We start from the raw sequence: 6,843 nt of genomic DNA, 5'->3' as shown, positions 1-6,843 counted from the left end.
AAGATAAATAAAAAGATATCGCAGAAAGCCTGACCTTTTTTTAAAAAAAACAAAACCCTTTCAGGTTCTGTAACTACATACACAATGAAACATTCAAAAAAAAATTGCAATAAAAAAAGGGAACACTCGAAAAATATTAATTCTTCTTTTTATTCTTTTTCTTCTTTCTAATTTTTGCAAACATTATTTTGTACTCTTCTACATTTACATTTGATTTGTTTTCTGAAATAATTTTAGCGAAGTCAAAAATCAATTTAGTTTTTTGAGGTTTTAATTTATCGTCTTGAAAAGCTCTTTGTAAAATGTCTTCAATTAAAAAATCTTCGTTCTCTAATTCTGGATGATATTCTGTTTTTAATGAAAGTTTAAAAACATTTGCAGTTGTATTATACCAAAAGGCTTTCCAACCACTTCTTAAAACCTTAATATTTTGAAATGCAGTTTTACCTGTTTGACGATGAATTAGCTTTATTAAAACACGACCTTCTGTATTGGTCATCTTTTTAATTTGATCTGTAAATTCCCCTTCTATATATGTTTGAATTAATTTTGTGTATTTTTTTCTCTTTCTTTTAGATTTTATTTTTTCTAATCTTGCATTTAAAGAATCTAATCTTTGAGATGCTAATTGTGCATAAGGATAAGCTTTAAATACTTTTCTTCGAAACCAGAGGTAATAACGAATGTCATTTTTAGATTTAAATTTGTGTTTTGGCAACAATGAAAATTCATTTAGATTAACTATTAATGTATCTCCAGGTTTTACAAAAACATAATCATCTATATTAATAGGTAAAGTATCTTTTTCTTTAATTTGAGAAAAAGATACTAATGTTATAAACATTATATATATGTATAATCGTTTTTTCAATTTATTATCATTAATACAAATAAGAAACCAAAGTGGTTTTTAACTAATTTTATCTATAAAATCTTGCTCTGAAATAATTTTGATTTCTAAAGTTTCTGCTTTAGCTAACTTAGAAGGCCCCATATTATCACCAGCAACAATAAAGTTTGTTTTTTTTGATATAGAAGAACTAACTTTACCTCCATTATCTTCTATTGCTTTTTTTAATTCATTTCTAGACATCTGATGAAAAACACCAGAAACTACAAATATTTGTCCTTTTAACAACTCTGTTTGATTTTTTAAACTTTCTGCAGAAACCTCTAATTTTACTCCAGCATCTTTTAAGCGATTAATTAATTGAATGTTTCCTAAATTGTTTGAAAAATCAATAATACTTTCTGCAATTCTATCTCCTATTTCATCTACAGAAATTAAAGTTTCTAAATCTGCAGCCATTAAATTATCTATGGATTTAAAATGTTTTGCTAATTTTTTTGCTACTGTTTCTCCTACAAAACGAATTCCGAGTGCAAAAAGCACTTTTTCGAACGGAATTTCTTTAGACTTTTCTATTCCTGAAATCATGTTTTGTGCAGATTTTTCTGCCATTCTTTCTAAAGGAATTATTTGTTCTATTTTTAAATCGTATAAATCTGCATAATTCTGAATTAAACCTTCTTTTCGTAATAATTCTACAGTTTCTCCTCCTAAACCATCAATATCCATTGCTTTTCTAGAAATGAAATGTTGAATTCTTCCTGTAATTTGAGGTGCACAACCAAATTCATTTGGGCAATAATGTTTTGCATCTCCTTCTGTTCTTATTAAAGGTGTATTACATTCTGGACAATGTGTTGCGTATATTGTTGGTTGTGAGTCTGCTGGTCTTTTTGTAAAATCTACTGCAATAATTTTTGGAATAATTTCTCCACCTTTTTCTACAAAAACAGTATCTCCTACTCTAATGTCTAGTTTTTCTATTTGATCTGCATTATGTAATGATGCTCTTTTTACAGTTGTGCCTGCTAACTCTACTGGTGCTAAATTTGCTACTGGTGTAATTGCCCCTGTTCTACCAACTTGATACGTAATTTGATTTAGAACTGTTGAAACTTGTTCTGCTTTAAACTTATATGCAATTGCCCATCTTGGTGCTTTTGATGTATATCCTAATTCTTCTTGTTGCTGAAGGTTGTTTACTTTTATTACAATTCCGTCTGTTTCGTAAGGCAAATCATGACGTTTTACATCCCAATGATTTACAAATTGAAAAACCTCTTCTATTGATTTTACTAAAGTAATTGTTTTTGGAATTTTAAAACCTACTTTTCTAGCATTTTCTAAACTTTCGAAATGAGTTTTATATTTTCTTTCTGAAGTTACAACTTGATATAATAAACAATCTAAAGGTCGTTTTGCAACTTCTGCACTGTCTTGCAATTTTAAACTTCCGCTTGCTGTATTTCTTGGATTTCTATATTCTTCTTCTCCGTTTGCAAAACGCTCTTCATTCATTTTATTAAAACCATCTATTGGTAAAATGATTTCTCCTCTCATTTCGAAATCTGAAACAAAATCTTGTTTTATGTTTAAAGGAATTGATTTTATTGTTCTAATATTATTTGTTACTTGATCTCCTTGAAAACCATCTCCTCTTGTAACAGCCTTTTTAAATTCGCCATTTTCATAGGTTAAGTTAATAGAAGCTCCATCGTATTTTAGCTCGCATGTATATTCTAAATCTGTAGTACCTAAAACTTTTTGAATTCTTTTTTCCCAATCTAACAAATCTTCTTTAGAATATGAATTATCTAAAGAATACATTCTGTTTTTATGTGTTACAGTTTCGAAATTTTTGGTGATAGTACCTCCTACTCTTTGTGTTGGTGAATTTGCATCGAAAAAAGTTGGATTTTCTTTTTCTAATTTTTCTAACTCTTTTAATTTGATATCAAAATCGAAATCTGAAATTGTTGCATTATCTAACACGTAATAATTATGATTGTGTTGATTTAATTGATTTCTAAGTGATTGTATTTTTTGTTGAATTGTCATTTAAAAATTACTTTCTTACCGTTCCTGAAAAGTGATTTATTTTTGAATTGATTGGATTACCAGAAGACCTTCTAAACGAAGCTAGTTGACCTGTATGCCAAATTGCATCTGCAATTGGACCATTTATTAAATAGTAAAAAGGAACCGTTACTTTCCCCTCTTTCTTTCTATCAAATTCAGAGATATCTTTACTTGCTTTTAATCGATTACTAATTGCTTTTAAATTATATAAGGTTTGCGCTCTCATTTCAATAACAGACATTGTTTCTTCTTTTTTACTTTGCTCTAATTTTGTTTTTATATACTTTAACAAAGTCTTACTTAAATCATAAATATGTTCTATTGTTTCTTGTGTGGTTCTTGCTTTTTTTGTTGGTTGAAATACTAAATCTTTTTCTGTTAAACCTTCTGTTGACCAATAATATCTAAATCCTAATCCGTCTACCATTCTACTTGCAACTGAACCTGCTGTATAGTTTTTAGGTGATTCTTCAATTTCGTAATACGGTAATTCTTGTGCTTGCATAATATTAATTGAAAGTAATAAAATAAGAGAAAATAGTATTTTCATTTGTGTTTTATTTTTTTTATAAAAATAGTAAAAACAAAGAAACTTAAATCATAAAAAATCTGATAATCTTTAAAACTTATAAAAAAATAACAAACAAGTTTAGCCCTGATTGAACGGTTTGTTTGAGCTCTTTTTTTTATACTTAACGTGTTTCAGTATCTTATATAAATAATGAGACCACTATAAAGTATTTACAAATGTTGAAATAAATTCAGCATAAAAAAAAGCGAGTAGTGAAAGCAGGAAATAGCTTCTAAAAAAACAAAACCCGAGTCAGAGATCTGACTCGAGTTTATCTTTTACATAACAAACTGGGGAAATATTATTTTAATAATAGGTGAATCTTCTAACTTTTGCAATGTGTTTTGCTAAACGCATAACTTGGTGAGAATATCCATATTCATTATCATACCACACATAAATAACGATTGTTTCTAAATCTGTTATTGTTGATTTGCTATCGAAAATTGATGGAGCTGTAGAACCTATAATGTCTGAAGATACTAATTCATTATCTAGGGAGTATTTAATTTGCTCTACTAACTCTCCTTCTATTGCATATTTTTTTATGATTGAATTTACTCTTTCTTTAGTTACTTTTGTGCCTAACTGTAAGTTTAAAATTGCTAATGAACCATTAGGTACTGGAACTCTTATTGCATTAGACGTTAATTTACCTTTTAATGCTGGTATTGCTTTAGAAACTGCTGCACCTGCACCTGTTTCTGTAATTACCATATTTAAAGCTGCAGCTCTACCTCTTCTATGTTTGCTATGCATATTGTCTACCAAATTTTGATCATTAGTATATGCATGAATGGTTTCTAAATGTCCTTTTTTAATTCCGAAATTATCTTCTAAAACTTTTAAAATTGGTGTAATTGCATTTGTAGTACAAGAAGCTGCAGAAAAAATATTAATATTATCTGGGTTATACTGTTTATGATTTACTCCATGAACAATATTAGGAATTCCTTTTCCAGGGGCGGTTAATAAAACTTTACTTGTTCCTTTGGCTTTTAAGTGCCTAGATAAAGCAACATCATCTCGAAAAGCACCTGTATTATCTATAATTAATGCGTCTTTAATTCCGAATTTTGTATAGTCTATATCTTCTGGTTTTTTAGCAGAAACCATATGCACTGTTGTTCCGTTAATAATTAGTGCATTATTATCAACATCAGTTTGTACAGTTCCTAAAAAATCTCCATGAACAGAATCAACACTTAAAAGAGATGCTCTTTTTTCTAAAACAGTTTCATTAATTTCTCCACGAGTAACTATTGCTCTTAATCTTAACTGAGATCCTTTACCCATTTTAGACATTAATTCTCTTGCTAATAAACGACCAATTCTACCAAAACCGTACAAAACAACATCTTTGGGTTGTATGGTTTTTGATTCTGTAGCTTCTTTTAATTTCTCTTTTACAAACTCTATTTTATTTGCTCCTTTTTTAGGACTTAAATAACACTCATACACTAATTTACCGATATCTAATTTTGATGAGGGTAAGTCTATTTTTTGAATTGCCTTTGCAATATCTAAAGCATCTTCTATAGCAATTGGTTTACTAACAAACTCTTTTGCATAGTTAATTAAATTTAAAACTTCACTTGATCTTTTGTCTACTAAAGTATTTCTAAAAAGAACTAATTCTATAGATTTATCATACCATAAATCATTAACAATAGTCATAAATTCTACAGTAGCTCTTCTATTTCTAGCTTGTAATAAAACTTCTTTTTCGTAATTTAAGATTGTTGACATAGTCTGTAACTAAATTTAAAATTTATGCAAAAGTATTTTCTTTTTTTGAATTTACGAAATCGATTTCGTATAATTTTCGTAAATAAAAAAAATCCTGATAAATTATCAGGATTTTTTAAACATAAAATTTTTTATAGACTATCTAAAAGCGTAACGCTCTCTTTCTCCTTCTAAATTAATTACTTCTATATAAATTGTGTTGCCTTTACCATATGACTCTTCTATAGCTTTAACTGCTGCACTGGCATTTAATACAGGTTTTTTATTAATTTCTGTTATGATATAACCTTCTTTTACACCATAATAATCTAAATTTTTATTTCCGTTTTGAGAAATTTTAGCCCCCCTTGTAAGCTTGTATTTTTTTAATTCTTTTTTTGTTAAGTCTTTTAACATAACATTTAAACTTCTAGAAAAGTAAGAATCTTTTTTGCTTAACTTAACACTTTTAGTAATAAACTCTCCATCTCTATCAACAGTAATATCAACAAATTCTCCTGGTCTTTTAGCAGTTAATTGCCCTCTTAATTCAGAATATTTAGAAATTTTTACATTATTAACTTTCTTAATAACGTCTCCTTCTTTTAATCCAGATTTATCTGCACCACTACCGTTGCTTACTGCACCTATTTTAACACCATCAATATCTTCCTTTTGGTCTATATTTATGCCTAATATTGCTTCTTGTACAGAACCAAATTCTAATAAGTCATCAATAATTTTTTTTGTAATGTTAGATGGTACTGCAAAAGAGTACCCAACAAAAGAACCTGTTTTAGAAGAAATAGCAGTATTAATTCCTACTAATTCTCCACGTGTATTTACTAATGCTCCTCCACTATTTCCAGGATTTACTGCTGCATCTGTTTGTATAAAAGATTCAATATTTCTATTCCCTTCTAAATCTCTACCCTTTGCACTTACAATTCCTGCTGTAACAGTAGATGTTAAATTATATGGGTTACCAACTGCTAACACCCATTCTCCAATTTTTATTGCATCTGAATTAGCAAATGGAATATATGGTAAGTCTATATCTGAATCGATTTTTAATAAAGCAATATCATTATCTTTATCTGTACCAATTAATTCTGCTTTGTATTTTTGTTTGTTATTTAAAGTAATTTCAATTTCTGTTGCTCCAGAAATTACATGATTATTTGTAACTATATAACCATCTTGCGAAATAATCACACCACTTCCGGTACCAACTTGTTCGTATTTTCTGCCTTTATTTCTGTTTCCAAAAAAAATATCTGCAGGACTTAACTGTGTTCTTACAGCAGTATTTTTTACGTGAACAACAGAATTTACTGTATTTTCTGCAGCTACAGATAAGTCTACAGAATTTGCAACCGCATTTATTTTATCTAATACAGGATTATAATTTGCAGTTACTGTTTTTATAGGTTGTGTAACTGTTCTTTCTACAATTACTTCTTCATTAAACATCATTTTATATCCGCCCAATGTTATAGCCCCACCTAAAATTGCTACTCCTAATAAACCTAAATATTTTTTCATGTTTTTCATTTTTATATCACAAATATACAATTTTAACATTTTTAAAAAATCGGTTTAACTCGGTTTTAAC

Annotated in this window: 5 protein-coding genes; all 5 read right to left on the bottom strand. The window is 28.3% G+C overall.

Annotation, left to right across the window (positions count from 1 at the left end):
* Positions 1 to 136: 136 nt before the first annotated feature.
* Positions 137 to 844: a DUF4294 domain-containing protein gene (locus tag ABJG40_RS05265; protein ID WP_348023525.1), complete on the bottom strand. Its 708-nt coding sequence runs from the start codon at positions 842 to 844 to the stop codon at positions 137 to 139.
* A 66-nt stretch (positions 845 to 910) separates the two neighbouring features.
* Positions 911 to 2,908 carry an NAD-dependent DNA ligase LigA gene (gene ligA / locus ABJG40_RS05260; protein ID WP_348023524.1) on the bottom strand — a complete coding sequence of 666 codons (1,998 nt, stop codon included), beginning with the start codon at positions 2,906 to 2,908 and terminating at the stop codon, positions 911 to 913.
* 7 nt (positions 2,909 to 2,915) lie between these two features.
* Complete coding sequence (locus ABJG40_RS05255) at positions 2,916 to 3,479, bottom strand: hypothetical protein (protein ID WP_348023523.1); 564 nt, start codon at positions 3,477 to 3,479, stop codon at positions 2,916 to 2,918.
* A gap of 327 nt (positions 3,480 to 3,806) precedes the next feature.
* Positions 3,807 to 5,249: a glyceraldehyde-3-phosphate dehydrogenase gene (locus tag ABJG40_RS05250; protein ID WP_348023522.1), complete on the bottom strand. Its 1,443-nt coding sequence runs from the start codon at positions 5,247 to 5,249 to the stop codon at positions 3,807 to 3,809.
* A 138-nt stretch (positions 5,250 to 5,387) separates the two neighbouring features.
* Positions 5,388 to 6,773, bottom strand: a complete 1,386-nt coding sequence (locus tag ABJG40_RS05245) for a trypsin-like peptidase domain-containing protein (RefSeq protein WP_348023521.1) — start codon at positions 6,771 to 6,773, stop codon at positions 5,388 to 5,390.
* Positions 6,774 to 6,843 lie beyond the last annotated feature (70 nt).

This window comes from Polaribacter sp. (assembly GCF_039939415.1).
Classification (GTDB): Bacteria; Bacteroidota; Bacteroidia; order Flavobacteriales; family Flavobacteriaceae; genus Polaribacter.
The sequence above is the reverse complement of the archived record's forward strand: the minus strand, read 5'-3'. Positions and strand labels throughout refer to the sequence as shown.

Excerpts from the sequence above, each read along its gene's own strand:
- ABJG40_RS05265 (WP_348023525.1), bottom strand. The coding sequence starts at position 844 with ATGTTTATAACATTAGTATCTTTTTCTCAAATTAAAGAAAAAGATACT.
- ligA (WP_348023524.1), bottom strand. The coding sequence starts at position 2,908 with ATGACAATTCAACAAAAAATACAATCACTTAGAAATCAATTAAATCAA.
- ABJG40_RS05255 (WP_348023523.1), bottom strand. The coding sequence starts at position 3,479 with ATGAAAATACTATTTTCTCTTATTTTATTACTTTCAATTAATATTATG.
- ABJG40_RS05250 (WP_348023522.1), bottom strand. The coding sequence starts at position 5,249 with ATGTCAACAATCTTAAATTACGAAAAAGAAGTTTTATTACAAGCTAGA.
- ABJG40_RS05245 (WP_348023521.1), bottom strand. The coding sequence starts at position 6,773 with ATGAAAAAATATTTAGGTTTATTAGGAGTAGCAATTTTAGGTGGGGCT.